Source organism: Massilia phyllosphaerae (genome assembly GCF_034659755.1).
Lineage (GTDB): Bacteria > Pseudomonadota > Gammaproteobacteria > Burkholderiales > Burkholderiaceae_D > Telluria > Telluria phyllosphaerae.
Map to the genome: position 1 here is coordinate 669,220 of NZ_JAXSQX010000001.1, position 26,489 is coordinate 695,708.

Sequence of the window (26,489 nt, forward strand, 5' to 3'; positions counted from 1 at the left end):
CCTCAATCCCGATGAAGGGATTGTTGAACACGTCTATTTATGTGTCAACCGGATTTTGAAGAGTATGTAGTTTTAATACTCACTGCATGAATCAGTCGAAGCCGCGTACCGGCAGGGCGGCATCGCGCTGGATCCAGTTGCGCGCCGAATAGGCAGTGTGCGCATCGGTCGCATGCAGCGTGAATGCATGGCGCGACACCGGCGACCGGTTCGGCGCGCTGTAGTGCGGCAGCAGGCCGTGGAAGCACACCAGGGTGCCGGCCTTGGCTTCCAGCGGCACCGCGGTGCTGTTGTCCGGCCACGGCGTGGCGTCCAGCTTTTCCATCGTGATGTGGTCGCCTTCGCGCAGGAAGCGTTCGCGCAGCGGGCCGCGGTGGCCGCCCGGCTCGGCCCACAGGCAGCCGTTGTCGACCGTCGCGTCTTCCAGCGCGAACCAGAAGGTGGTCACGCTGATCGGCGTGCTGTCGAAGAAGGTGGCGTCCTGGTGCCAGCGCACTTCGCCGCCGATGCCCGGCTGCTTGAAGATGTACATCGATTGCCAGACCTGCGGCTGTGCCAGTCCGAGGTCGCGTGCCACGGCGGCCAGTTTCGCATCGCGGGTAAAGGCGTCGAACACCGGGTCGAGGTCGTGCATCGCGTGGCCGATCTTGTTGATCGACAGTGCCTTGGCCTGCTTCAGCTGGCCGTCCGGGCCAAAGGCCTCTTCCTCGAAGAAGCAGCGCACCGTGTTGTCCGAGCCGAGGAACCAGGCGTCGCTGGCGCGGGCCTGGTCGCGCGTGGTGAAGATGGCGCGCGACTCGGCCGGGTCGAAGGCGTCGACGATGGCCTCGGCACGGGCGCGCAGGCGCGCGATCTCGTCCAGGGATTTGAAATCGGGGATGACGATGTAGCCGTCGCGTTGGTATTGCTCGCGCTGTGCGGTGGTCAGCATGGGGTCCTCGTTCATGGTTCTCTGCGCATGATAAGCCACAACTACGTAACCTGACGTATGTTCGCGGCGCTTCCCGGTGGCGATGATGAGCACATAACAACTCATCCACTCATCCACCAGGGACCAGGAATGACATCATCAGGGAAGAAGGGCTTGCTGCTGGCGCTGATCGCCATGGCGGGCACGCTGCCGGCACTCGAGGCGCAAGCCGGCGCCACCGTGAATTTCGGACCGGACCAGTCGGTCAGCCTCGGCTTCGGCATGCGCACCAGTTATTCCAGCGTCGAACACGGAGCGGCGGACGGCTCGCGCTCGAACGATTTCAACCTGGACAGCGCGCGCCTCTACCTCGGCGGCTCGCTGAACCGGCAGATCAAGGGCATGTTCAACACCGAGTGGGACGGCGAACGGATCCGCGTGCTGGATGCGGTCGGCGAATTCGCGTTCTCGCCCAAGCTGAACATCTGGGCCGGACGCATGCTGTCGCCGAGCGACCGCGCCAACATGGCCGGCCCCTACTATTCGCTGGGCGGCGGCTACTGGGCCGGCGTGGCGTCGCGCTACGGCTACAACGGCGGCATCTTCCGGGGCCGCGACGACGGCGTCACCGTCTGGGGCAACCTGCTGGACGGCCGCCTCGGCTATTCCTTCGGCGCCTTCGAAGGGCATACCTTCGGTATCGGCGCCCTGACCCAGGGCCAGGCCAACGGCGCCGACCTGCGCGCGTCCGACAAGCCGATGTTCGCCGGCCGCCTGCAGTACGACTTCTGGGACCCGGAGCCGGGCTACTACGGCACCGGCAACTACCTCGGCACCAAGGATATCCTCGCCGTCGGCCTGGCCGGGCGCTCGCAGAAGGACGGCGTGCTGACGCCCGCCGCCAGCGGCGACTACCGCTCCTGGAGCCTCGACGTCCTGCTCGAAAAACGCCTGCCGGGCCTAGGTGCGCTGTCGCTGGAAGGCGCCTGGTACGACTACGACACCGGCAACGTCATCCGCGCCGAGCAGGGCAAGGCCTGGCTGGTCGGCGCCGGCTACATCGTCAACCGCTTCCAGCCCTTCGTGCGCTACCAGAAGTTCGAGGCCGACACCGGCATCGACACGCGCCAGGCCGACGCCGGCGTCAACTACGTCATCGACGGCTACAACGCCCAGCTGGCGGCGCTGTATTCGCGCACCAAGGTGACCGGCGCCGACGACCGCTCGACCTTCTCGGTCACGCTCCAGCTCCAGTACTGATTCATCATCCAATCCAAGAGGCCAACCATGTCCAACCGTCGCACTTTTCTCTCGAACCTGACCCGCAGCGCCGCCGCGGCCGCCCTGCTGGCCAGCGGCCTGTCCACCCACGTCGCCCACGCCGCCGACACCATCAAGGTCGGCATCCTGCATTCGCTGTCCGGCACCATGGCGATCTCCGAGACCTCGCTGAAGGACACGGCGCTGATGGCGATCGACGAGATCAACGCCAGGGGCGGGGTGCTGGGCAAGAAGCTCGAACCGGTGATCGTCGACCCGGCCTCGAACTGGCCGCTGTTCGCCGAAAAGGCGCGCCAGCTGATCGCCAAGGACAAGGTGGTCGCCATCTTCGGCTGCTGGACCTCGGTGTCGCGCAAGTCGGTGCTGCCGGTGGTGAAGGAACTCAACGGCCTGCTGTTCTACCCGGTGCAGTACGAGGGCGAGGAACTCGAGAAAAACGTGTTCTATACCGGCGCGGCGCCCAACCAGCAAGCCATTCCGGCGCTGGAATACCTGATGAGCAAGGATGGCGGCGGCGCGAAACGCTTCGTCCTGCTCGGCACCGACTACGTGTACCCGCGCACCACCAACAAGATCCTGCGCGCCTACCTGCACAGCAAGGGCGTCAAGGACAGCGACATCCAGGAACTGTACACGCCCTTCGGCCATGCCGACTACCAGACCATCGTCGCCAACATCAAGAAGTTCTCGACCGGCGGCAAGACCGCGGTGATCTCGACCATCAACGGCGATTCCAACGTGCCCTTCTATAAAGAACTGGGCAACGCCGGCCTGAAGGCGACCGAGGTGCCGGTGGTGGCGTTCTCGGTCGGCGAGGAAGAACTGCGCGGCGTCGACACCAAGCCGCTGGTCGGCCACCTGGCGGCCTGGAACTACTTCGAATCGGTCAAGAACCCGACCAACGCGGAGTTCGTCAAGAAGTGGAAGGCCTATGCCGTGGCCAGGAAGCTGCCGAACGCCGCCGGCGCCGTCACCAACGACCCGATGGAAGCGACCTACGTCGGCATCCACATGTGGGCGCAGGCGGTGGAAAAGGCGAAATCCACCGACACCGACAAGGTGATCGCGGCGATGGCGGGACAGAGCTTCAAGGCGCCGTCCGGCTACACGCTGGTGATGGACAAGACGAACCACCACTTGCACAAGCCGGTGATGATCGGCGAGATCAAGGGCGACGGCCAGTTCACGGTGGTGTGGAAGAGCAAGGAGCCGATCCGGGCGCAACCGTGGAGCCCTTATATCAAGGGGAATGAGGGCAAGCAGAGTTTGTAAACGCGGCACCGCGGAGCAGCTGAACCGCTGAACCACAACCGTGAGACGGTAACCGAAAAACCGTCGCCCCTGCGAAGGCGTCAAGAATGCCATTGGCATTCTTGCCCCCAAGTTGCACGAGCTGCCGCAACGCATAAAACTTGGGCCCCTGCCTTCGCAGGGGCGACGTGCTACTTGAATAGGCTAGATCATGAGGCGCATGCTCACATATTCCTTCGCCGCGTTGACGCTGTGCTGGGCGACGCTGGCCCAAGCCGCCATCGCCCCCGCGCTGCTGCAACCCCTGGCCGGCGACGACCCCGACGCCCGCGTCGAAGCCGTCGCCCGCATCGCCGCCAGCGGCAGCCCGGACGCCCGCAAGCTGCTGCAGGCGCTGCTCGACGAAAAACTGATGGCCACGCCCGCCGGCCAGCTCTTGATCGTGCATGACGGCCAGGCGGTCGACGCCGCCAGCGGGCAAGCCGTGGCGCTGCCCGACGGCGCCGACGGCGTGGTGGTCAACAACCGCCTGCGCGGCGCGGCCGAGGCGGCGCTGTCCGGCCTGGCCCTGCTGGCGCCGGCACGCGAGCAGCGCCTGGCCGCCGCGCAGGCGCTGCAGGCACGCGACGTCGATCCGGCCCAGGCCCCGCTGCTGCGCCAGGCGCTGGCGCGCGAGACCGATCCGGACATCCAGGGCATCCTGCGCCAGCTGGTGGCGACGGCCGACCTGCAATCGGGCGACCCGGCCCGGCGCAAGGCTGCCGTCACGGCGTTGGCCGACAGCGGCACGCCGGCGCTGCGGCCGCAGCTGCAGGCGATCCTGGCGCGCAACCCGGACGGCACCTACATCGAAACCGATGAAGCATTGCGCACGGCCGCTGCCACCACGCTGGCCGCCATCGAACGGCGCGCCACCCGCAACGACATCGTCGCCAACCTGTTCTACGGCGTCTCGCTGGGCAGCGTGCTGCTGCTGGCGGCGCTGGGCCTGGCCATCACCTTCGGCCTGATGGGCATCATCAACATGGCGCATGGCGAACTCCTGATGATCGGCGCCTACACGACCTACGTGGTGCAGTCGCTGTTCCGCCACTACCTGCCCGGCGCCCTGGACTGGTACCTGGCGGCGGCGCTGCCTGCCGGCTTCGCCGTCGCCTTCGCGGTCGGCGTGCTGCTCGAGCGCAGCGTGATCCGCTGGCTGTACGGCCGGCCGCTGGAAACCCTGCTGGCCACCTGGGGCATCAGCCTGGTGCTGATGCAGGCGGTGCGCACGGTCTTCGGCGCCCAGAACGTCGAGGTGGCCAATCCCGCCTGGATGTCGGGCGGCGTCACCGTGCTCGGCTCGCTGGTGCTGCCCTGGAACCGGATCGCCATCATCGTCTTCGCGGTGCTGGTGGTGGGCGCTGTCTGGCTGGTCCTGAACCGCACGCGCCTCGGCCTGTTCGTGCGCGCCGTCATGCAGAACCGGCGCATGGCCGATTGCGTGGGCGTGCCCACCGGCCGCATCGACATGCTGACCTTCGGCCTCGGCTCCGGCATCGCCGGCCTGGGCGGGGTGGCGCTGTCCCAGCTCGGTAACGTCGGTCCCGACCTCGGCCAGTCCTACATCGTCGATTCCTTCATGGTGGTCGTGCTGGGCGGCGTCGGCCAGCTGGCCGGCACCGTGATCGGCGCGCTTGGCCTGGGCGAGATCAACAAGTTCCTGGAGCCGCTGGCCGGCGCCGTCATGGCCAAGATCTGCATCCTGGTCGTCATCATCATCTTCATCCAGCGCCGGCCGCAGGGCCTGTTTGCGCTGAAGGGCAGGAGCGTCGAATGAAACCCTTATTCAACAAGCGTGGCTGGACCGTGCTGGCTGCCTGCGTGCTGGTGGCCGTGCTGCTGCCGCTGCTGCACCTGGCGCTGCCGCCCGGGCATCCGCTGCACGTGTCCGGCTATGCGATGGGCCTGGTCGGCAAATTCATGTGCTACGCGCTGGCGGCGCTGGCGCTCGACCTGGTGTGGGGCTATACCGGCATCCTGTCGCTCGGCCACGGCGTGTTCTTCGCGCTCGGCGCCTATGCGCACGGCATGTACCTGATGCGGGCGATCGGCCGCGACGGCAGCTACGGAAGCATGCTGCCCGACTTCATGGTCTTCCTGGACTGGAAGGACTACCCGTGGTACTGGGCCTTCACCGACCACTTCTGGTACTGCATGCTGCTGGTGGTGCTTGTGCCGGGACTGCTCGCCTTCGTGTTCGGCTGGTTCGCCTTCCGCTCGCGCATCAAGGGCGTGTACTTCTCGATCATCACCCAGGCCATGACCTACGCCTTCATGCTGCTGTTCTTCCGCAACGACACCGGCTTCGGCGGCAACAACGGCTTTACCGACTTCAAGCGCATCCTCGGCCATGCGATCACGGCGCCAGAGACCCGCGTCGCCGTGTACCTGGCGACGCTGGCGCTGCTGGTGGGCGCGCTGCTGCTGTGCCGCTGGATCGTCGGCTCGCGCCTGGGCCGGGTGCTGCAGGGCGTGCGCGATGCGGAGTCGCGCCTGATGTTCATCGGCTACGACCCACTGGCGTTCAAGCTGTTCGTGTGGACGCTGTCGGCGGTGCTGTGCGCCATCGCCGGTGCTTTATATGTGCCGCAGGTCGGCATCATCAACCCGTCCGAGATGTCGCCGGCGAACTCGATCGAGATGGTGGTCTGGGTGGCGATCGGCGGCCGCGGCACCCTGGTCGGGGCTATCGTCGGCGCCTTTGCCGTCAACGGCCTGAAAAGCTGGTTCACGGCCGCCTTCCCCGACCTGTGGCTGTTCGCGCTCGGCCTGCTGTTCATCCTGGTCACGCTGTTCCTCCGCAAGGGCATCGTGGGCACGCTGCCGGACCTGAAACGCCTGCTGCCCGGCAGGGCAAGTCGCAAGCCGGCGCCTAACGCCAAGGAGGAAACCGCATGAGCATCGACATGGCCATGAAACGCCCCGGCGTCGACACCAGCCACGGCGCCATCCTGTACCTGGAAGACGTGACGGTCTCCTTCGACGGCTTCCGCGCCTTGAACAAGCTGACGCTGGACATCTCGGTGGGCGAACTGCGCTGCATCATCGGACCGAACGGCGCCGGCAAGACCACCATGATGGACGTCATCACCGGCAAGACGCGGCCGACCAGCGGCAGCGCCTGGTTCGGCCAGTCGCACGACCTGGCGCACATGACGGAATACCAGATCGCCCACGCCGGCATCGGCCGCAAGTTCCAGCGTCCGACCGTGTTCGAGCAGCACACGGTGTTCGAAAACCTGGAACTGGCGATGAAGATGGACAAGCGGGTGCGCCCGACGCTGTTCGCGCGCATGAGCGGTGAACAGCGCGACCGCATCGATGCCACCCTGCGCCTGATCCGCCTGCACGGCCAGGAAGAGCGGCTGGCGGGCCTGCTGTCGCACGGCCAGAAGCAGTGGCTGGAGATCGGCATGCTCTTGACGCAGGAGCCGCAGCTGATCCTGCTGGACGAGCCGGTGGCCGGCATGTCGGATGCCGAGACCGCGCGCACCGCCGAGCTGCTGAACGAATTGCGCGGCAAGCACTCGATTGTGGTGGTCGAGCACGACATGGGTTTCGTCGCCGAGATCGCGCAGCAGGGCAAGGTGACGGTGCTGCACGAGGGATCGGTGCTGGCCGAAGGGCGCATGGACGAGGTGCAGGCGCACGAGCGCGTGATCGAAGTGTATCTGGGTAGGTAATTCAGAGTAGATAAGTCGAGGGAGATAGCAATGCTGCAGGTGGAACAGGTGAACCAGTACTACGGCTCGTCGCACACGCTGCGCGGGGTGTCGCTGTCGGTGGCCAAGGGCGAATGCCTGGCCCTGCTGGGCCGCAACGGCGTCGGCAAGACCACGCTGCTGAAGTGCCTGACCGGCGTGCTGCCGGTGGCGCGCGGCAGCGTGCGCTGGAACGGCAGCGACATCACGCGCCTGAAGCCGCACCGGCGCGCCGCGCGCGGCATCGCCTATGTGCCGCAGGGACGCGACATCTTCGCGTGCCTGACCGTGGAAGAGAACCTGCTGATGGGGATGGCCACCTTGTCCGGCCGCGAAGCGGCGCGCATCAGCGGCGAAGTGTACGAACTGTTCCCGGTGCTGAAGGAGATGCTGGGCCGGCGCGGCGGCGATCTGTCGGGTGGGCAGCAGCAGCAGCTGGCGATCGCGCGCGCGCTGCTGGCGCGGCCGCAATTGATCATCCTGGACGAGCCGACCGAGGGCATCCAGCCGTCGATCATCAAGGACATCGAGCGCGTGATCCGGCTGCTGCGCGAGCGCGGGGATATCGGCATCCTGCTGTGCGAGCAGTATTTCGATTTCGCGCGGGCGCTGGCGGACAAGTTCGTGGTGCTGTCGCGCGGGGAGGTGGTGGCCAGCGGGACGGCGGGGGAGATGGATGGGGAGCATGTGCGGCGGCATCTGGCTGTCTAAGCGCGCTGCGTAACAGCTTTCTGTTAGCCCATGCACGTCGCCCCTGCGAAGGCAGGGGTCCAAGTTTGCATGCGCTTCGGCTGCTCCCGAAACTTGGGCCCCTGCCTGCGCAGGGGCGACGTTCGCAGGTTAGTGGATTTAACCCGACGACCGCATCTTGTTAGTCGCCAGGGTCGCCGCCGCAGTCCTGGTCTCCACCCCCAGCTTCTCGAACACATGCTCCAGGTGCTTGTTGACCGTGCGCGGGCTCATGCCCAGGATGTCGCCGATGTCGCGGTTGGTCTTGCCCTGGATGACCCAGTGCAGCACCTCGGATTCGCGCTGCGTCAGCCGGAACAGGGCCATCAGCGCCTGCACGCGCGCCGTGTCCGATTCCTCGCGCAGCACGATCATCCACTGTTCGCCGCTGCGCATGTCGGGGGCGTTGAAGACCAGGCGCGCGGCGCCGCGGATCACGGTCAGCGGCTGCGGCGCCGCACCGGCGCCCAGCCCGGCCAGCCAGGCGGCCAGCGCCGCCGGCGTGGCGGCATCGCCGTCGTCGCCGAAATACGCCTGCATCCACTGCCGCGCCAGCGGTGTCTGCCAGACGATGCGGCCATCGTGCGGCGTCACCGCCAGCACCGCGTTGCCGAAGGCGTCCAGCGCGCTGCGCGCCTGTTTCATCAGGCGCGCCGTCTGCACGTGGGCACCGATGCGCGCCAGCACTTCACTCTGGCGTACCGGCTTGGTCACGTAATCCGTGCCGCCGGCGCTGAAGGCCGCGACCACGTGTTCGGTCTCGGTCAGCCCCGTCATGAAGATGACCGGGATGATCCGCGTGGCGCTGTCGGCGCGCAGTCGGCGGCAGGTTTCGAAGCCGTCCATGCCCGGCATCAGGGCGTCCAGCAGGATCACGTCCGGAATCGTCTGGCGCGCGCGCTCCAGCGCCGCGGCGCCGTTGTTCGCGACCAGCACGGTGTAGCCCGATTCGTCGAGCGCGTCGTGCAGCACGGCGAGGTTTTCCGGCACGTCGTCGACGATCAGTACCACCAGGCTGGCGTGGCGGTCGAAGGCTTGATTACGCATGGTGTGCTCCACGGTCGAGGAAGGCGGACATCGCGTCCAGGTCGAATCGTGCAGCCAGCGTGCGCAAGGCGTCGACGAAGCCGGCGTGATCGGGGCCGAGCGCGGCGATCGCATCGAGCTGGCGGTTGATGCCGCGCACATAGCCCAGCGCGATCTGGGCGCGCAAGGCCTCCACCTGGTCGGCCGGCGGGAAGACCAGCGCGGGTGCCGGCGCCGGCGCCGAGACCGGGGCAAGGGCAGGGGCCGGGGCGGCCGCCTGCGCCGTCCACGTCAACCCGAGCCGGATGCCGATCCGCTCCAGCAGCTCGGCCACATTGACCGGCTTGACGATGAAATCCTCGGCGGCGATGCCGGCCGGATTGTCCAGTGCTTTGTCGTAGGCGTTGGCCGAGACGATCAGGATCGGTACCGTGACCCCGCGCTCGCGGCGCAGGATGCGGCTCGCTTCCCAGCCGTCCATCACCGGCATCGCCAGGTCCATCAGCACCAGGTCGGGCTTGGCGCCGTCGAACTGCGCGAGGCAGTCGGCGCCGGTCTCGGCCTGCAGGGTCTCGAAACCGAGCGGCGCCAGGATGTTGACCAGCAGTTCGCGGTCGACGCGTTCGTTGTCGACCACCAGGATGCGTTTGCGCGGCCCCAGGTAGCCGCCGGGCGCCGGCGCCGGCGCGATGCGCGCGTGCGCGGGCGCGTGCACGCGCGGCAGCTGCAGGCGGACCGTGAAGCTGCTGCCGCTGCCGGGCGTGGCGTCGATGGCGAGCTGGCCGCCCATCAGCTGCACCAGCATGCGGCTGATCGGCAGGCCCAGGCCGGTGCCGGCGGTGCCCACGCTGTTGGCGGCGCTGCCGCGCGCAAACGGCTCGAAGATGCGCTCGATTTCATCCGGCAGGATGCCGGGTCCGGTATCGGTAATGTCGAAAGTCGCCATCTCGCGCGCATAGCGCACGCGGAACACGACCTCGCCGCGCGCCGTGAACTTGACCGCGTTGCCGAGGATGTTCATCAGGATCTGCCCCAGGCGCTTGCGGTCGGCCCGGACCACGTCAGGCAGGGTGCCGGCGACCTCGTAGCGGAAGCACAGCCCCTTGTCCTGGGCCTGCTGCTCGAACATGCGCACGATCTGGGCCAGGAAGTCGGGCAGGGCCAGCTCCTTGATGTCGAAGCTGAACTTGCCGCCTTCGATGCGCGCGATGTCGAGCGAGCCTTCGATCAGCGACAGCAGGTGCTCGCCGCTGCCGCGGATCACGCGGATCGCCTGCTGGCGGTGAGCAGGAATGGCCGGATCGTTGTCGAGCAGCTGGGCGTAGCCGAGGATGCTGTTCAGCGGCGTGCGGATCTCGTGGCTGATGCCCGCGATGTAGCGGCTCTTGGCCTGGTTGGCATGGTCGGCCTGGCGCTTGGCCTGCTGCAGCTGGGCGTCGGTGCGGCCGTGCAGCTCGATCTCGCGCTGCAGCAGGCTGGTTTGCCGGTTCGATTCTTCCTGCGCCACGCGCCGGCTTTCGCCGGTCAGCACCAGCCACCAGGCGACGATGCCGCTGGCCAGCACCAGCGCGCTGAACACCTTGATAAAGGCCAGGCGCAGCGCCGGCAGCAGGTGGGCGCCGGCGGCGCCGATCGCGGCGTCCTCGTGCACGTACAGCAGCCCGAGCAGGCCGCCGAAGAAGCCCGCCGTCACCAGCATCAGCAGCAGGTAGTGGCCGAGGCGGCTGCTCATGTAAGGCCACATTGCCGCCGGCAGCAGCGCCTTGGCCGCCTGCTCCCATTGCGCGGACAGGCGCGCGTGCGGCTTGCAGGCGTCGTCGCAGCGCGCGTCGAGGCAGCAGCACAGCGAGCAGATCGGCCCCTGGTAGGCCGGGCAGTGCGCCATGTCGTCGGTTTCGTATTCCTTTTCGCAGATGCAGCAGACGCGCGTGGCGCTGCCGGCCGGCCAGCCGGGCTGGGCGCGCGCCAGGTAGTACTTGCCGCGCGTGGCCCAGGCGATCAGCGGCGCGCTGATCAAGGCCGTGGCCAGCGCGATGAAGGCCGAAAAAGCTTGCGCGCGCGGCCCGAACGCGCCGGCGAAGGCGGCCACCGACAGCAGCGATGCCAGCAGCATGGCACCGACGCCGACCGGGTTGATGTCATATAAATAGGCGCGGCGGAACTCGATGCCTTTCGGGCTGAGGCCGAGCGGCTTGTTGATGACCAGGTCGGCCACCACCGCGGTGATCCACGCGATCGCGATGTTGGCATACAGGCCGAGCACCTGTTCCAGCGCCTGGAACACGTCCAGCTCCATCAGCAGCACGGCGATCAGCGCATTGAACACGGCCCACACCACGCGCCCAGGATGGCTGTGGGTCAGGCGCGCAAAGAAATTCGACCACGCCAGCGAGCCGGCATAGGCGTTCGTCATGTTGATCTTGACCTGGGAGACGATCACGAACAGCGCGGTCGCCGCCACCGCCAGCGCCGGGTTGGCGAACACCAGGCGAAAGCCGGCCAGGTACATCTGGTTGGGGTTGACGGCTTGCGCCAGCGTGGCGCCGCCTTCGATCGCCAGCAGCGCCAGCAGCGCGCCGCCCAGCATCTTGGCCATGCCGAGCACAATCCAGCCCGGCCCGGCGGCCAGCACGCCCAGGTGCCAGCGCACCCGGTTGGCCGGCGTGCGTTCGGGCATGAAGCGCAGGAAGTCGACCTGCTCGCCGATCTGCGTGATCAGGGCCACGCCGACCGCGGTGGCGGCGCCGAACTGCAGCATGTCGAAGCCCTCATGCGCGCCGGAGGCGCCGCCGAAATGTCCCAGCTGCGCCAGCAATTGCGGCTGCTTGACGATGATCGCGACGAAGGGCAGGGCCAGCAGCAGCAGCCAGACCGGCTGGGTCAGCATCTGGATGCGGCTGACCAGGGTCACGCCGTGCGTCACCAGCGGGATCACGACCAGCGCGCTGACCAGGTAGCCCAGGTAGAGCGGCAGTCCGAAGTACAGCTCCAGCGCATACGCCATGATGGCCGCTTCCAGCGCGAACAGGATGAACGTAAAGGAGGCGTAGACGAAGGAGGAGATGGTCGAGCCGATGTAGCCGAAGCCGGCGCCGCGCGTGAGCAGGTCCATGTCGAGGCCGTAGTGCGCGGCGTAGTAGCTGATCGGCAGGCCGGTGAGGAAGATGATCAGGCCGATGGCGACGATGGCCCAGAACGCGTTGACGAAGCCGTAGTTGACGGCGATGGTGCCGCCGATCGCTTCCAGCACCAGGAAGGAAATCGCACCGAAGGCGGTGTTGGCGACGCGGAACACCGACCACTTGCGGAAGGAACGCGGCGTGAAGCGCAGCGCATAGTCTTCGATCGTTTCGTCGGCGACCCAGGTGTTGTAGTCGCGGCGGATCTTGACGATGCGTTGCGGCGGCTCCGGGTCGCGGGTGGGGTGGGTGGCGGTATTCATGCCGAAAAAACAAGCAAGAACCGCGCCTGATTCACCGACTTAACGACGTCGTCCCTGCGAAGGCAGGGGCCCAATTTTGCCTGAAGAGTCCGCAGCATGCGCTAGCGAACCGCCACGACATTGGGTCACTGCCTGCGCAGGGACGACGTTGCTAGCTTTCGACGGTCCAGGCCCCATCCGCATATACCCGCTCATCGTCGAGATACACCGCATCGGTCACCGCAAACACATCGATGTGGTAACGCGCATCCTTGCGCTTGAAGCCCGGCTTGGCATACACGCCATGCTTGGCGCCCAGCGACAGGTGGATGCCGCACATGCGCTCGTAGGTGCCGATGTCGTCGACGCGGCGCTCGCGTGTGAAGGCGCGGTTCATGCCGAAGCCGAGTTCGCGCACCCAGACCTCGCCCTCGTCGCGGCGGATGATGTCGAGCATCTGCTGGAACGCGGGCGTGGCGTCGATCGCCTCGACCACGCGCCCGCGCTCGATCACGATGGTGATCGGCTTGTCGGGTCGGTTGACCAGGTACTGGGTGTCCCCGAACACGTGGATCTGCGCGCGGCCGCTGACGGCTTCCAGGTCCTGCGCTTCGGTGAACACTTCGCCGATCGGGAACTGGCCGCCGGTATTGGCCATCGCGCTGTAGTCGCCGACGTTCAGCTTGGCGGCTTCCAGCGGCGAATCGAAGCGCAGGACTTCGCCGCCGCCATGCACCTCGGCGCGGCGGGCGCGGTCGATACGCTGTTTGAGCGCGTGGCCGACGCCGCGGAAGTAGCGCGGATCGTAGGCCAGCGATTCGATGTAGTGCTCGCCCTGCGTGCCCGGCATGCGCGACAGGTGCACGTGCTCGATCACCTTCAGGCCCAGCTTGAACAGTTCCACGCGCAGGCGGAAGCCGTCGAGGCGGAAGTTGGACGACTGCACCAGCACCACCAGGTCGCGCGGCGCGAAGGTCTTGAACAGGGCCAGCACCTCGCCCGGCTCGACGCTGTCGAAGTCGACGCAGACGGCGTCCGGCAGGTTGCGCCGGTAGGCCTCGGCCAGCGCGCGCGCCAGCCCGGTACGGGTGTCGTACACGACCAGCGCGCGTTGCCCGGGACCGTGTTCGAGGGCGATCGCCAGCACGTCGCGCAGGTGCGCGGTGGCGCTGTCGATGGCGGATGCGGGCAGGTCGGGGCTGGAGGGCGGGGCGGTGGTCATGGCGGCAAGGATGAGGAGGCAACCCGGCATTATAAGTCCAAACAAGGCCCGTCGAGCGGTGGCGGCGGCGCTTGCGGCAGCGCAGGGCCGGCAGCTGCGCTTTGCTGCACAGTTGGGTTGTCAGGAGCGCATCATGTTGATTCTAAAGGGAAAATTTCTAATATCCAAGTTTTTAGCCCCGCTCGGTGCGGCGCTGATGGTGCTCGCATTGGCCTGGATGGGGTCCGAGCAGGTACAGGCCGCGCCGCAGCGCCAGCCGGCGCCGGATGCGGTGGCCACCGAATTCTATGGCTGGTACCTGGACACGCTGGCAGCCGACCAGGATCCGCTCAGCGACCGCCACGCCACCTTCAACAATTACGTCGCCAGGGAGCTGACGGCGCGCCTGGTCGAACGTTTGAATACGCGCCTGGTCGGCGGCCGCGTGCCCGACACCGACTACTTCCTGCAGTCGTCCGGCTACCGCAGCGACTGGCGCCGCCACGTGGCGGCGACCACCGTGCGCCAGAGCGGCGCCGGCGCCGACGTCATCGTCACCCTGGGCGGCGAGGAAGGTGCCAAGCGGGTGCTGGCACTGGCCATGGTGCTGGAAGCGGGCAGCTGGAAGATCCGCCAGGTGGTGCTGGCGGAAGCGAGGCCTGCCGGAAGTTCCCCCGATCCGTCCACAATTTGACCGTTGAGGTACCGCGACACGCTACTCCGCGAACGGCGCGCCGTATGCTTGACGGTGGCGCTATGATTTCAAAGGCACAACGGCCCGACATCTGCGGCGGGCCGGTGCATTTTTGACGATCTAACGGCGGAGCTAATGGCATACCGATGGGAAACGCCAGCCAGCGTCTGGCTGGAAGACGACAGGACCGGCCAGTTCGAACTGGCCACCAGCGAAGGGCTGGGCCAACTTAATTGGAATGCACCGGCGCAGGCAGGCGCCCTGGCTGCGCACGACCCCACGCGTTTGCCGGCGCGCTTGCCTGCGCGTTTGCATGATATCGCACGCCTGCTCGGCGCCTCGCTGCCGGCCGGCTGCGCGCACGCGGCCATCTATCCCGAAGGCTTCGCCTTCTGTCCCGAATGCGGGCGCCCGCTGGAACGCTTCGCCGGCCGTCGCCAGCACCTGCCCGACTGGTGGGGGCCCCATGCCGATGCGCTGCTGCCGCGCCACGTGCCGCACGGGCTGCCGGTCACCTCGCTGGCCCTCGGCGACAGCCTCGAGGAGCGGCCCGCCGCGCCCGTGATCGGCCGCTTCGACGAGGCCATGCCGACGCCGCCCAACGCCCATTGCGTGTTTGCCGCCGCCGGCTACGGGTTTCCCGAGCAGCGCCTGCTGGCGCTGGCGCCCGGCCGCGGCGTGCTGCAATACTGGGACCCGCTGGCCGAGCTATGGCAGGTGCTGCTGCCCGAGGACGGCGCCGCCGACCTGAGTTTTACCGCATCCGACTACGGCTGGCTGCCGGTCGCCAGCCTCGGGCACGAGCCGCGCCGCGGCGAAGTGGCGCTGCTGCCCACCGCGCACGGCCTGCGCCGCCTGTGGATCAACCCGGTCAGCGAAACCTACCGCACCGAGACCCTGCTGGCCGCGCCGCTGGTGGCGGCACCGGGCACGATGCGGCGCCACATCGCCTGCCTGGCGCGCAATCCGGGCGGCGGCGTCAGCCTGTACGCGCTGGATGCCGACCTGGCCCCAGCGCCGGCCCAGGATTGCGGCGCGCTGCCGCTGAGCGGCTGGAGCCGGCCGGTCGGCTACGACGGCCGCCTGCTGTGGCTGCACCCGGAAGGGCAGCTGGCCTGGCGTCCGGGCGAGGCGCCGCAATTCCTGCCCTGGCCCGACACCTGGCTGCCCAGCCTCGACCTCGGCGGCCCGACCCTGAGCCGCGACGGCCGCATGTGGCTGATCGGGCATGACGGCCAGTCCTACTGCTTCCTCGAACTTGGGGCGGCATCGCCCCAGCGCGAACGCATCGACGGCGCGCGCCTCGGCTTCGCCAACCTGCTGTTCCGGCGTGGCCACCCGGTGCTGGACGAACCGTGGTCGGGCGAGCATGTCGAAGACCAGGGCGAGGACGATTCGCTGGTGTTGCCGCTGCTGCGCAGCTTTAACAACAACCGCAGCCAGCCGAGCGGGCTGGTGCTGCGATTTCACAAATACACCGGCCGCGCGGAAGACGCGCTGGCCAACCGCGTGATCCCGCGCACCACGGTGGAGTGGATCGGCCGCAGCAACGTGATCCTCGACGAGATCGCACGCCTGGCCCGTCCGCACGAATGCGTGCCCTTCGTGTACGCCAACCGGCTTTGGCTGCACCATCCCGACTGGAACCGGATCCGCGGCTGGCACCTGGAAGCGCTGACGTGAGGGGCCGTACGCTGCCATCCCGCCTGTCGCGGACCGCGCTGCTGCTGGGCGGCGCGCTTGGCCTTACCCTGGGCGCCGCGCAGCCTGCGCTGGCAGTGCCGCAAGTGGTGCTGGTCCAGAACTCGGGCTGGATGGAACCCTTCTACAGCGACCCCACATCGCAGTTCAAGCCGCTGGTGGCGGCGCTGGCCGGCAGCGTGGCGCAGCAGGGCGACGCGCTGGTGCTGGCCGCCTTCAACCAGTCGCGTCCCGGGGCACCGTCGCCGAAAGGGCTGCTCTCGGAAAAAGTCGATGCCAAGACCGTGCAGGCGCACGTCGGGGCGGCGCTGGCCGGGCTGGACCTGGCACGCAAGCCGGGTGGCGCTGCCCTGGCCGATACCGACCTCGGCGAAGCCGTCAACGCCGCCGTCACCCAGGTTCTGCAAGGCAAGCCGGGCCTGGTCTGGCTGGTCACCAACAACCGCAACAGCCCCAACAACGACCAGGCCACGAGCGCGCGCAACCGCGAGTTCTATACGCTGATCCACCGCGGCGCGGCCATCGACAAGGCGCTGGCCTGGCCGCTGCGCATGCAGGTCCAGGGCCCGCACTACCGCGCCAACGGCCTGATGATCTACGTGTTCGCGGTCGGGCGCGAGGGCGCGCAGGCACTCGACCGCCTGCTCGCCGCCGGCCGCATCCAGCGCGTGATCACCGAGCCGCCGGCGCGCCTGAAGCCGCTGGACCGCGATACCGTGCGCCTGGTGCCGCGCAAGGTCGAGAACGCGCCCGGCGTCGATTTCTCGATGGACGCGAACGGCCTGCTGCGCGCCGACGTCGCCCCCGATGCGCGCAGCCCGAGTGCCAGCATCCGCTGGAACCTCGAGAACACGATTTACCCGTACACGATCGCCGGCGCCTCGATCGCGGCGCGCTCGATGCTCGGTGGCGAAAACCGCCGGATCGCGCTGGCAAACAATAGCGTGGGACGGCTGGCGCCGGGCCAGGCCGCGCCGCTGGCCTCGACCATGCAGCTGCCGGTGGCGCAGCTGCCCGGCAAATGGTCGCTGGCGGCGCTCCAGTCAGCCGGCTCGGCCTATGTGCTGCCGGGACGGATCGAGCTCCAGCTGCAGGGCCAGCGCCTGGAATTGTCGCAGGCTTTCCGCGACCGCATGGCGGCGCTGTTCCCCGGCGACCCGCTGCCCGACATTTTCACGCCCCCCAGCGAGATCCAGGCGTCGACCGCGGTGCTGCCGATCGAGGTGCGCGTGCACTACGGGTCCGGCCCGCTGTTCGCCGCGATTGGCGCGGCGCTGGCGCTGCTGGGGCTGGGCGTGGGTGGCGCTTATGCCTATGCCCGCCCGCGACGCGTGGTGCTGACGGTGGAAGACGAACTGCGCACCGTGCACACCCGCGCCGGGGCCACGCAGCCGATCTACGACAAGGCGGGCCAGCAGGTGGCGCGCCTGAAGACGACCCTGTTCGGCAACCAGCTGCTCGACCTGCGCGAAGGCGCGCAGGTCCGGCTCGGCAGATAAATATAAAGGATACCCATGCAAGATCGCACCAGCCAACCCGCCCAGCCCACCTCCACGCCAAGCGCCGACCCCGGCTTCAAGCTGCCGGGCCAGACCCCGGACGAGGGCATGCCCAAGACCACGCCCGATACCGCCCGCCAGCCGGTCGAGATCGCGCCCGGCGGCGCCACCAATCCGTCGGCCGCGCCGCTGCGCGACACCTCGGCGCGCGACCTGGCGATTTCCGGCGCCGTGTTCCTGGTCCTGCTGGTCATTTACTTCTTCGTGCGTAACGCCTACGTGCACCACCTGGTCGTGCGCCGGGTGTCGCCGTCGTCGGCGGGGAGTGCCGGCTGGCTGCTGTTCGTCGGGCTGGGCTTCCTGTCGCTGGCGGCGGTGCTGGCAATCGTGAACGCCGCCAAATACCTGACGCTCGCGATTACCGGGCCGCTGGTGCTGGTCGGCGTGGTGACGCTGGTGGCGGCGCTGTTCGTCGGCCGCCGCTAAATAAAAGGATTCAAGATGGCAGATTTTCCCGATCCGGCAACGCTGAACGCCAACAACAAAGCAGAGCTGAAAGTCGACCTGCGCCCGACGCTGTTCATCGGCGCCGGCGGCACCGGCATGGAAGTCATGATGCGCATCCGCCGCAGGATTCTCGCGGCGGTGTGGAACCGCCAGCACCCGACGCGGGTGGAATCGCTGGCCGACTTCCCGGTGGCGCGCTTCCTGCATTTCGACCTCGACAACAACGCCATCATCGACGAGGGCAAGTCGCAGCGCACCGACCCCTGGTTCGAGCTGGTCAAGCTGACCGACGAGGAGCGGCTGGTGGAACCGCTCGACCTGCCGCAGTATCACGAGTCGGACGACAGCCTGGCGCGGTTCCCATTGATCGAGAACTGGATGCCGCTGCGCCCGAAAAAACTGCGCTCGCTCGGCATCGACCCGTCCAAGGGCGCCGGCCAGATCCGCGCGCTGGCGCGGCTGTATTTGTTCGACAAATACCCTAAGCTGCGCGGCCGCATCAAGGGCGCCCTGAATTTCCTGAGCAGTAATGCCGGCATCGAGCGCAAGGAGAATTACCAGCGCCTTGGCCTGCAGGTGGACACCTCCAAGTTCCGCATCGTCGTCATCGCTTCCAACGCCGGCGGCACCGGCGCCGGCAGCGCGATCGACCTGGGCTGGATCGCGAAGGCCATCGCGCGCCAGGAGGTGTCGGACAGCCAGGTCGACCTGGTGATGTTCCTGCCCTCGGGCTACGCCAAGGCCAACAAGGAGCGCACCGAGGCGAATGCCTATGCGACCCTGATGGAACTCGAGACCACGATGCGCGACATGAACGCGCAGGTGCGCTGGATGGACCCGGATAGCGTGGTCGGGCGCGGCACGCCCTTCGATGACGTGTATTTCGTCGACACCGCCAACCTGGCCAACAAGGCGACCCAGGACGTCAAGGATGTCTACCAGATGGTGGCCGACACCCTGTTCGAGGATTTTGCTTCGGCCGATTTCGCCAACCGCAAGCGCTCGGTCGCGGTCAACCAGCAGCAGCACAAGCTCGGCCCCTACAACCCGCGCGTGCCGGAAGCGCGCTTCGGCGAGATGCGCCTGTCCTATTCGAAGGTGTATTCGGCCTTCGGCCAGGCCGTGCTCGACACCCAGCAAAGCCTACGCGACGACATCCGCGCCTACGAACTGGCGGCGCTGATGGTCAAGGCCTTTTTTGGCCTGGCCGGCACCGACGGCGTGCAGGCGCGCCGGGCCACCGACGCCGAACGCGACGCCTTCATGCGCGAGCAGATGGGCATGGTCGAGCACCCGTTCTCGGAATTCCCGGACTTCCGCAAGGGTACCGTCGACGTCACGCCTTTCCAGGAATACGCGCTGACCGACATGCTGCTGATGGACCGCGACCAGCGCTCGCTGCTGGAGCGGATCGAGAGCAAGGTGCAGCTCGAGATCGACCGCATCATGGCCTCGTACGACCTGAAACTGTGGCGCGAGAAGGTGGTCGAGCTGCTGCCCAACCTGGAGCGCGACGCCATCCGCGAAGCCGGCGCCACCGCCGAGACCAGCGAAGACCGCATCAAGCGCCATACCGGTGAACTGCTGGCCAACCTGCGCCTGGGCGTGCGCGGGCGCCTGTACATGCTGCTCGACGACCGCAAGCAGGGCGGCCTGGAATTCGTGCTGTCGCTGCTGGAGCAGGTCAAGGCGCGCCTCAACCAGCGCGACCTGGTCAACGTCCAGCGCAACGGCAAGCGCTACCGCGACATCCGCGATGCCCTGCGCACGCGCCAGGTCGAGGAGTCGCTGAACAACCTGACCCAGGCCGCCAGCCGCCTGTTCGGCAAGGATGCCCAGGCGCGCGAAGTGATGAACCACCTGAAGCGCGACATCGCCGACTTCCTGCGCTTCCATTTGCTGGCGGTGGCGGCCGGCCAGGCGGTCGAGGTCATGCACAGCATGTCGGCCTGGCTGGGCAATCCGCAGGCGCCCGACGAGCAGGGCCAGGTGCAATGGAGCGGCATCGCCGGCGAATTCCAGGAAGGCCGGCGCGCGGTACAGGCCATGCTCGGCGCGGTCGACCAGCGCATCGGCCAGCTGCGCGCCGACGCCCGCCACGAGCATGCCACCTACATCAAGCTGGCCAGCGACGTGCTGCCGCAACCGGTACGCCTGAACGGCGACGTCGATGGCTGGAGCGAGGAAGTCCTGAACGAATTCGGCGGTTCGGCGCGCCTGTTCCCCCAGCTCGGCGACGAGCGCCTGCGGTCCGACTTGCTGCTTAAATTGTTCCGGCGCGCGCAGACCCACCTGAGCGCCGAGCACGCGGCCGGCACCGAGCCGGGCGATCCGCTGCTGGAGCGCCTGGGCGCGATGTCGCCGCAGGAGCGCCACCGCGTGTTCAGCGAATGGATCCGCAGTGCCATGCCCTGGATTAATGCGCGCTTCTCGGCCGAATTTACGCCCAGCGCCGACCAGTTCAAGTGCTTCATCGGCGTCGGCGATCCGGTGGCCTGGCGCCGCATGGAGGCCGAGATCCGCGGCGCCGTGCCGACCGGCTTCCTGCAGGGCGATGCGGTCGCCATCGTCAATACCGGCGTCGCCGGCAGGGCGGTGTGCTACATCGAACTGTCCGGCTACCCGATGACGGTGCTGCGCGGCCTGCCGACCTGGCGCGCTTCCTACCAGATCGAAAACCCGAAGATCCCGACCCACCTGCACTTCGATTCGACGCGCTTCCGTCATCCGATCTCGCCGTCGATGGACGAGCTGAATCGCCTGGCCGACGACTACGAATGGTTCCTGCAGGCGATCGCGCTCGGCGTGGTGCGGCGCAAGGGGGATGCCGGCGACCGCGAAGCCAGTTTCCAGCCGCGCGGCCAGTACCTGTTCGAAGTCGAGCCGGGCAGCGGCGAATGGCTCCAGATCGGCAACGAATACGCGATCCGCTCGAACGGCCTGCCGTCGTACTACCGCGAGCAGGTGATCGCCGGCGTGCGCAAGCGCCTGGCCGCCATGGGGCCGCACCAGCTGGCGCTGCTGGCGGCGCTGATGCGCCACTACCAGCTGCGCGTGTACGAACCCAAGCTCGAAGTCGACGAAACCGGCGCCCAGCTGCCGTCGCCGTCGCTGCCCAACATCACCGCGCGCCGCCTGTACGACGCCTGGTTCAGGCGCGCCGTCACGCTCGATCCGACGCTGTCGCCGGCCCAGGTCGAGGCCGCGCTGGCCCAGCTCGAGCAGTGGACCGACGCCGTGCCGGATTCGGCCAGCGACGCCTACAGCTGGGAAGTCGAGCGCGCCGTCGACAAGCGCGTGATCAAGCCGGATGTGCTGTCCCAGGATGCGCGCGCGGCGCAGGTGCTGGAACGGCGTGCGGGCGGCGGTGCGCCGTCTGCGGCTCCGGCCGCAGCGGTGGCCGGTCCCGGCACCGGGCCGCTCGATCCGACCATCGGCGGCGGCAGCGCGCCGGCAGCGTTCGTGGTGAGCCCGACCGGCGGCACGGCCGGCCTGCCGCCGGCCGCCATGCCCGGACCCGCGGCCAGCGTGATCGGCGCCACGCCGCTGGCGGCGCGCTACAAACTGTTCATCGGCGGCGCCCAGCGCGGACCGTATGCGCAGGAGGAAGTGGTGCAACAGCTGCTGCGCGGCGAGATCGACCTCAACACGCGGGTCTGGAACATGGGCTGGAATCCGCGCCAGGACAAATGGAAGACCGTCGGCGAACTGCCGGAACTGGCGGGCGCGCTCGCGTCGGCGATCCCCGATCCGGACGACGCCATTCCGGATCCGGAATAAGGGAGTGACGTGCAAGAAGATGTGATCTACCGCTGTATCAATCCGGCCTGTGCCCGGCCGATGCCGCGCCCGGTGAATTTCTGCCCCTGGTGCGGTACCGCGCAGGGGCAGGCGGCCGCGCGCGCAGGCACGGGCATAGGCGCGGAGGCGGACGTGCATGCGCGCCGTCCGGACGTCGCCGTGGCCGTTGCCGCCAATGCCGGGGCAGCTGCCGCGGCCGCCATGGCCGGCGGGCTGGATGTGCCTTTGTCGGAAGTACCTGTGCCGCCGGCGCCACCGCCGCCTCCATCCGAGCCATCGGCGCAGCCCAATGCCGCAACACCGCGCAAGGGCGTCACGGCCAACGTGCGCGGCCCCGGTGTCCCGCCCAGCGCGACCGATTTCGGGCGCTCGGCATCGTCGGGCGGCGGCAACGCGCCGGGCGCCGCCCCGCCGCACCAGGAAGTGCCGCGTCCGCCGATTCCGGCGCGTCCGCCGCAGCGCAGGCCGGTGCAGCTGCGCTGGTGGATCCTGGCGCTGGCCATCCTGGCGGGCGTGTGGCTGCTGGCCAGGCCGTCGCCGAAGAAGATCGAGCGCCAGATCGACCACGCCGTCGCGCTGGCAAAGGAGTGCAAGGGCAATGAAGCGCAGGCCGAGCTGATCGCGCTGCGCGGCAGCCGCGCCACCCCGGCGCAGCTGGAGCAGCTGCAGAAGACGCTCAACGAGCAGTCCGCGATCTGCACCAAGCGGCGCCTGCGCAACAAGGCCTGGCTCGACACCAGCGCCGCCGCCGACGCCGCACTGGATGCCGGCAGCAGCGACAAGGCGCGCACGCGCCTGCAGGGTTTCATCCGGCGCTGGGGCGAGGACGGCAAGACGCGTGAGCTGAAGGCGCGCATCGACGAGGCTGCGGCGCGCGAGAAGCATCCGCTGGCGGTGCCGCCGGAGCAGGGGGAGGTGGGTGTGGGACGGCGGGCGGACGGGGTGTGATGTCCTGCGGGCTTGGCAGGATTCGTTAGTCACGCACGTCGCCCCTGCGGAGGCAGGGGCCTAATTTGTACGCGTTTCGACGGCTTGTGCAAACTTGGGCCCCTGCCTTCGCAGGGGCGACGTGCTACTGTACACGGCCGGGACTCAACGAGCGTAGTCGCTCACCGCTCAGCGTTCACCCCTCACTTCGTCGCCGCAATCCACCGGTTCACCTGCGCCTCCAGGATCGGCAACGGCAAGGTCCCATCCCCCAGCACCACCGCGTGGAAAGCCGGGAAGCTGAACTTCGATCCCAGTTCCTTCTGCGCCTTGGCCCGCAAGGCGAGGATCTTCAGCGCGCCGATCTTGTAGGCCAGCGCCTGGCCCGGCCACACCATGTAGCGCTCGATCTGGTTGGCCGCCTCGGCCTCGCCGTAGCCCAGGTTCTCGACCGCATACGCGATCGCCTTTTCGCGCGACCAGCCTTGCGCGTGCATGCCGGTGTCGACCACCAGGCGCACGCCGCGCAGCAGTTCGTCGTTCAGGTGGCCAAAGTAGGCGGCGGGATCGTCGTACAGGCCGAAGTCGCGGCCCAGGGTTTCGCAGTACAGCGCCCAGCCTTCGCCGTAGGCGGCGGCGCTCGGGTGCTCGGTGAAGAACTTGCGGAAGTCGGGCAGCGGCAATTCCTTCAGCAGCGCCGCGTGCAGGTGGTGGCCCGGCACGCCTTCGTGCAGCAGCAGCGTCGACATGCCGACGGTGCTGTACTGCTTCGGATCGTTGACCACGGCCCAGAACACGCCCGGATGCGAGCCGTCGGCCGCGACCGGGGTGTAGTGGTCGGAGGCGGTGGCGCGCGTCAGTTCGGGTTCGAGCTGGATGCTCAGCCTGGCCTTCGGCAGCAGCGAGAAGTAGGCCGGCAGCTTGCCCTCGACCGTGGCGTAGATCTCGCGGTAGCGCGCCAGCACTTCCTGGTCGGTCTTGAACGGCTTGAACTTCGCCTGCTCCTCGACCCAGTGTGGGAAGCGCTCGAGCGGCCCCTGGTAGCCCAGCTGCGGCGCCAGCGCCGCCATCTGCTGGCGGATGCGCGCGACTTCCTTCAGGCCGAGCGCGTGGATCTCGGCCGGGGTCAGGTTCAGGTTGGTGTTGTTGCGGATGCGCGCCTGGTACCAGGCGGCGCCGTTCGGCAGGGCGCCATAGCCGGCGGTGGTGCGGCCGGCCTTCAGGTAGTCGGTATCGAGGAAGGCGACCAGGCGGCCGAGCGCGGCATCGATCTTTTCCGAAGCCTGGCGGTAGCCGGCCGCCAGGGCGCGCTTGTCGGCGTCCGGAAAGCCGGCCGGCATGCGCGCCACCGGCGAATAGAACACGCTGGCGTCGGCCTTGGCGCTCCTCAGCTGGCGGAACTGCGGCAGCATGCGCTCGGTGACGATCTTCGGCTGCACCACGCCCACGCGGATGCCTTCCTTCATGTTGGCGATGGCCTGGTCGATCCAGGCCGGCAGCTGTTCCAGGCGGCTCAGGTAGGCGCGGTACTGGGCCGGCGTCTCGAGCGGCTGCGAGCCGGTGCCGCCGGCGTAGTTCGCCAGGTTGCTCGGCATGTTGTCGAAATGGTTCAGCGGCAGCAGGTGCTCGGGGAATTTCTCGAGGTCGAGCTGGCTGCCGATTTCAAAGGCGAGGATGTCGTAGTTCAGGCGTCCCTTCGGTGCCAGGCGCGACGCATCGATCGTCTGCAGCTGGCGCAGCAGCGCATGGTTGTCGGCCAGGTAGCGGGCGCGCACCGTCGGTGCGATCGCCATGCCGAGCTGGTCGTCATAGCGGCTGTCGCCATTGGCGGTCGCGTACAGCATCGGATCGTACTTGGCGCGCAGGTCGTAGAAGCGCGCGGCGATGCGGTCGACCTGCTGCGCGGCGGCCTGCGCCTGGGCGGCGGTCGGCGCGGCGGCCTGCACCGGCATCATCGGGACAGCGGCGAGGGCGGCGGCAATCACGAGCGTGCGCAGCGGCTGGACGTTGAGGGACATGTTGAACCTTCGCAAATGAAATTCTGTAAAGGATACAACAGCTTGCGCATAAAAAAACGGCGTCCCGGCCATGAGGCAGGGACGCCGCTAACGGAAAACGATGCGCGTGCAGCGGCGCTCAGGCGCGGCGGCGCATGCTCGACAGCGCGACGCCGCCCAGGATCACGGCAAAGCCGGCCACGTGGTACAGATGCGGCGCCTCTTTCAACAGCGGCCAGGCGGCCAGCGTCGCGAACAGCGGAATCAGGTACAGGCTCATGCTGGCGCGCGTCGGGCCGGCCAGCGACACCAGGCGGTCGAAGCAGAAGTAGGCGCCCAGGCTCGGCACGACGGCCAGGAAGCCCAGCGCGATGTACAGGCGGCTGTCGCCAAAATCGGGAACGTTGCCGTGCAGGGTTTCCAGTGCGGCGAACGGCGCCAGCACCAGCGCGCCGCCGCCGATCAGCGACGCCAGCTTGACCGTGCTCGGTAGCGGCGGCAGCGGCACGCGCTTGTTGAATACCGTGTACAGCGACCAGCCGCAGCCGGCCAGCACCACCCACAGATCGCCGCGGCCGAATTCCAGCTGGCCGAGGGCGGCCGGGTTGCCCTTGGAGAGCACGATCAGCACGCCGAAGATGGCCAGCAGCATGCCGCTGGCCTGCTTGCGCTCGAGCGGCACGCGCCACACCAGGGTCTCGATCAGGGTGACCAGCGCCGGGCAGGCGGCGAAGATGATGCCGATGTTGGCGGCGCTGGTATGGCGCGCGCCGACGTATTGCGGCGCCACCGCCACGCCCATGCCGAGGCTGGCCAGCAGCAGGATGCGCGGCCAGTTGGCGAGCAGGGTGTGGCGTAGCGCGAACATGCGCGGGCCGACGGTCGGCAGCAGGATCAGGAAGGCCAGCGCCCAGCGCCCGAAGGCCAGGAACACCGGTGCGATGCCGGCGCCTTGCGCCCAGCGCGCCACGATCAGGTTGGCGGCAAACAGGGCGGGGGCAATGAACATCAGCGGCAATTCGGCGGCAAAGGCATTGCCCCGGTAGCCCAGACTGCCCTGCGAAATGGCTTCGGACACGCAAACTCCTCGATGGATGGTGAGGGTGAACAAAGCGCCGGCAGCGCATTCCTGGTAAGGAAGTGGCTCGGCGCATCAGTGTTTTGTGCGTTACATCAACGCGCGCGAGAATGGTAAGGCAGCACGAATAGAATGTGCTTTTGTTCGATAGCGATAACAGCGGGTTTTTCCAAGGATTTATCTTCGTAAAAGGTAAAATGAAGATATTTCTTTTCTGATTCATCGAAAACCCGTAAGGACACGCTTCATGAAAGATGGCCAACTCGACGAAATCGACCGCAAGATCCTGCGCACCCTGAGCCAGGATGGCCGCATCAGTAACCAGAAGCTGGCCGAGACCGTCAACTTGTCGCCGACGCCGTGCTGGCACCGTGTGCGTGCATTGGAAGAGGGCGGCTACATCACCGGCTACGCGGCGATGCTCGACCAGCGCGCGCTGGGCATGCCGGACACCGTGATCATCGAAGTCACGGTCGACCGCCATGACGACGAGATCTTCAAGGCCTTTTCCGATGCGCTGGCCGAGCTGCCGGAAGTGATGGAGGCCTATCTGCTGTCCGGCGAATACGATTACCTGATCAAGGTGGCGGTGGCGGGCACCGAAGGCTACGAGCGTTTTTTGCGGCAGAAACTGTATAAACTGCCGGGGGTGCGGCATACGCGTTCGACCTTTACCCTGCGTTGCCTGAAGCGGGCGCCGTCGGTGACGCCATAAACCCGATG

Annotated in this window: 19 protein-coding genes; 13 read left to right on the top strand and 6 right to left on the bottom strand. The window is 67.8% G+C overall.

Annotated elements, in window-relative coordinates; translation table 11 throughout:
• Positions 1–91: 91 nt before the first annotated feature.
• On the bottom strand, positions 92–946 hold the full coding sequence (locus tag U1H99_RS02965; protein WP_323140277.1) for a phytanoyl-CoA dioxygenase family protein: 855 nt from the start codon (positions 944–946) through the stop codon (positions 92–94).
• Positions 947–1,060: 114 nt separating this feature from the next.
• Here U1H99_RS02965 and U1H99_RS02970 point away from each other — a divergent pair, with 114 nt between their 5' ends.
• The 6 genes from U1H99_RS02970 (at position 1,061) to urtE (ending at position 7,896) form a co-directional block, all read left to right on the top strand.
• Positions 1,061–2,170: a porin family protein gene (locus tag U1H99_RS02970; RefSeq protein ID WP_323140278.1), complete on the top strand. Its 1,110-nt coding sequence runs from the start codon at positions 1,061–1,063 to the stop codon at positions 2,168–2,170.
• Between the two features lie 27 nt (positions 2,171–2,197).
• Positions 2,198–3,463 (top strand): urea ABC transporter substrate-binding protein, encoded by a 1,266-nt coding sequence (gene urtA / locus U1H99_RS02975; RefSeq protein ID WP_323140279.1) that lies wholly within the window; start codon positions 2,198–2,200, stop codon positions 3,461–3,463.
• 190 nt (positions 3,464–3,653) lie between these two features.
• Positions 3,654–5,261 (top strand): urea ABC transporter permease subunit UrtB, encoded by a 1,608-nt coding sequence (gene urtB / locus U1H99_RS02980; RefSeq protein WP_323140280.1) that lies wholly within the window; start codon positions 3,654–3,656, stop codon positions 5,259–5,261.
• Positions 5,258–6,382 (top strand): urea ABC transporter permease subunit UrtC, encoded by a 1,125-nt coding sequence (urtC, locus tag U1H99_RS02985; RefSeq protein ID WP_323140281.1) that lies wholly within the window; start codon positions 5,258–5,260, stop codon positions 6,380–6,382. Before urtB ends, urtC begins: the two co-directional genes overlap by 4 nt.
• Entirely contained in the window at positions 6,379–7,167 is a 789-nt protein-coding gene (gene urtD, locus U1H99_RS02990) for an urea ABC transporter ATP-binding protein UrtD (protein WP_323140282.1), read from the top strand. The genes urtC and urtD overlap by 4 nt, the downstream gene beginning before the upstream one ends.
• A gap of 30 nt (positions 7,168–7,197) precedes the next feature.
• Entirely contained in the window at positions 7,198–7,896 is a 699-nt protein-coding gene (gene urtE, locus U1H99_RS02995) for an urea ABC transporter ATP-binding subunit UrtE (RefSeq protein WP_323140283.1), read from the top strand.
• A 138-nt stretch (positions 7,897–8,034) separates the two neighbouring features.
• Here the strand turns inward: urtE and U1H99_RS03000 are convergent, their stop codons facing one another.
• The 3 genes from U1H99_RS03000 to U1H99_RS03010 all read right to left on the bottom strand — a co-directional run bounded on the left by U1H99_RS03000 (position 8,035) and on the right by U1H99_RS03010 (position 13,613).
• The gene (locus U1H99_RS03000; RefSeq protein WP_323140284.1) at positions 8,035–8,961 is read right to left on the bottom strand and encodes a response regulator; all 927 of its coding nucleotides are present in this window, start codon (positions 8,959–8,961) and stop codon (positions 8,035–8,037) included.
• Entirely contained in the window at positions 8,954–12,382 is a 3,429-nt protein-coding gene (locus U1H99_RS03005; RefSeq protein WP_323140285.1) for a hybrid sensor histidine kinase/response regulator, read from the bottom strand. The genes U1H99_RS03000 and U1H99_RS03005 overlap by 8 nt, the downstream gene beginning before the upstream one ends.
• Before the next feature lie 151 nt (positions 12,383–12,533).
• Positions 12,534–13,613, bottom strand: a complete 1,080-nt coding sequence (locus tag U1H99_RS03010) for a M29 family metallopeptidase (protein WP_375341578.1) — start codon at positions 13,611–13,613, stop codon at positions 12,534–12,536.
• 166 nt (positions 13,614–13,779) lie between these two features.
• Between U1H99_RS03010 and U1H99_RS03015 the strand changes: the two genes are divergently transcribed.
• The 6 genes from U1H99_RS03015 (at position 13,780) to U1H99_RS03040 (ending at position 22,712) form a co-directional block, all read left to right on the top strand.
• The gene (locus U1H99_RS03015) at positions 13,780–14,256 is read left to right on the top strand and encodes a DUF3828 domain-containing protein (RefSeq protein WP_323140286.1); all 477 of its coding nucleotides are present in this window, start codon (positions 13,780–13,782) and stop codon (positions 14,254–14,256) included.
• 135 nt (positions 14,257–14,391) lie between these two features.
• Positions 14,392–15,939: a hypothetical protein gene (locus U1H99_RS03020; RefSeq protein ID WP_323140287.1), complete on the top strand. Its 1,548-nt coding sequence runs from the start codon at positions 14,392–14,394 to the stop codon at positions 15,937–15,939.
• Entirely contained in the window at positions 15,936–17,456 is a 1,521-nt protein-coding gene (locus U1H99_RS03025) for a hypothetical protein (protein WP_323140288.1), read from the top strand. The genes U1H99_RS03020 and U1H99_RS03025 overlap by 4 nt, the downstream gene beginning before the upstream one ends.
• A gap of 15 nt (positions 17,457–17,471) precedes the next feature.
• Positions 17,472–17,942 carry a hypothetical protein gene (locus U1H99_RS03030; RefSeq protein WP_323140289.1) on the top strand — a complete coding sequence of 157 codons (471 nt, stop codon included), beginning with the start codon at positions 17,472–17,474 and terminating at the stop codon, positions 17,940–17,942.
• A 15-nt stretch (positions 17,943–17,957) separates the two neighbouring features.
• Entirely contained in the window at positions 17,958–21,743 is a 3,786-nt protein-coding gene (locus U1H99_RS03035; protein WP_323140290.1) for a tubulin-like doman-containing protein, read from the top strand.
• Between the two features lie 9 nt (positions 21,744–21,752).
• Positions 21,753–22,712: a hypothetical protein gene (locus U1H99_RS03040; RefSeq protein WP_323140291.1), complete on the top strand. Its 960-nt coding sequence runs from the start codon at positions 21,753–21,755 to the stop codon at positions 22,710–22,712.
• Between the two features lie 182 nt (positions 22,713–22,894).
• Here U1H99_RS03040 and U1H99_RS03045 read toward each other — a convergent pair whose 3' ends face one another.
• Together U1H99_RS03045 and U1H99_RS03050 are read right to left on the bottom strand one after the other, a co-directional pair.
• Positions 22,895–24,709, bottom strand: coding sequence for a DUF885 domain-containing protein (locus U1H99_RS03045; protein WP_323140292.1), 1,815 nt, complete (start codon positions 24,707–24,709; stop codon positions 22,895–22,897).
• A 118-nt stretch (positions 24,710–24,827) separates the two neighbouring features.
• Entirely contained in the window at positions 24,828–25,766 is a 939-nt protein-coding gene (locus U1H99_RS03050) for a DMT family transporter (RefSeq protein ID WP_323140293.1), read from the bottom strand.
• 247 nt (positions 25,767–26,013) lie between these two features.
• Between U1H99_RS03050 and U1H99_RS03055 the strand changes: the two genes are divergently transcribed.
• Positions 26,014–26,481: an Lrp/AsnC family transcriptional regulator gene (locus U1H99_RS03055; RefSeq protein ID WP_141832163.1), complete on the top strand. Its 468-nt coding sequence runs from the start codon at positions 26,014–26,016 to the stop codon at positions 26,479–26,481.
• Positions 26,482–26,489: the final 8 nt, after the last annotated feature.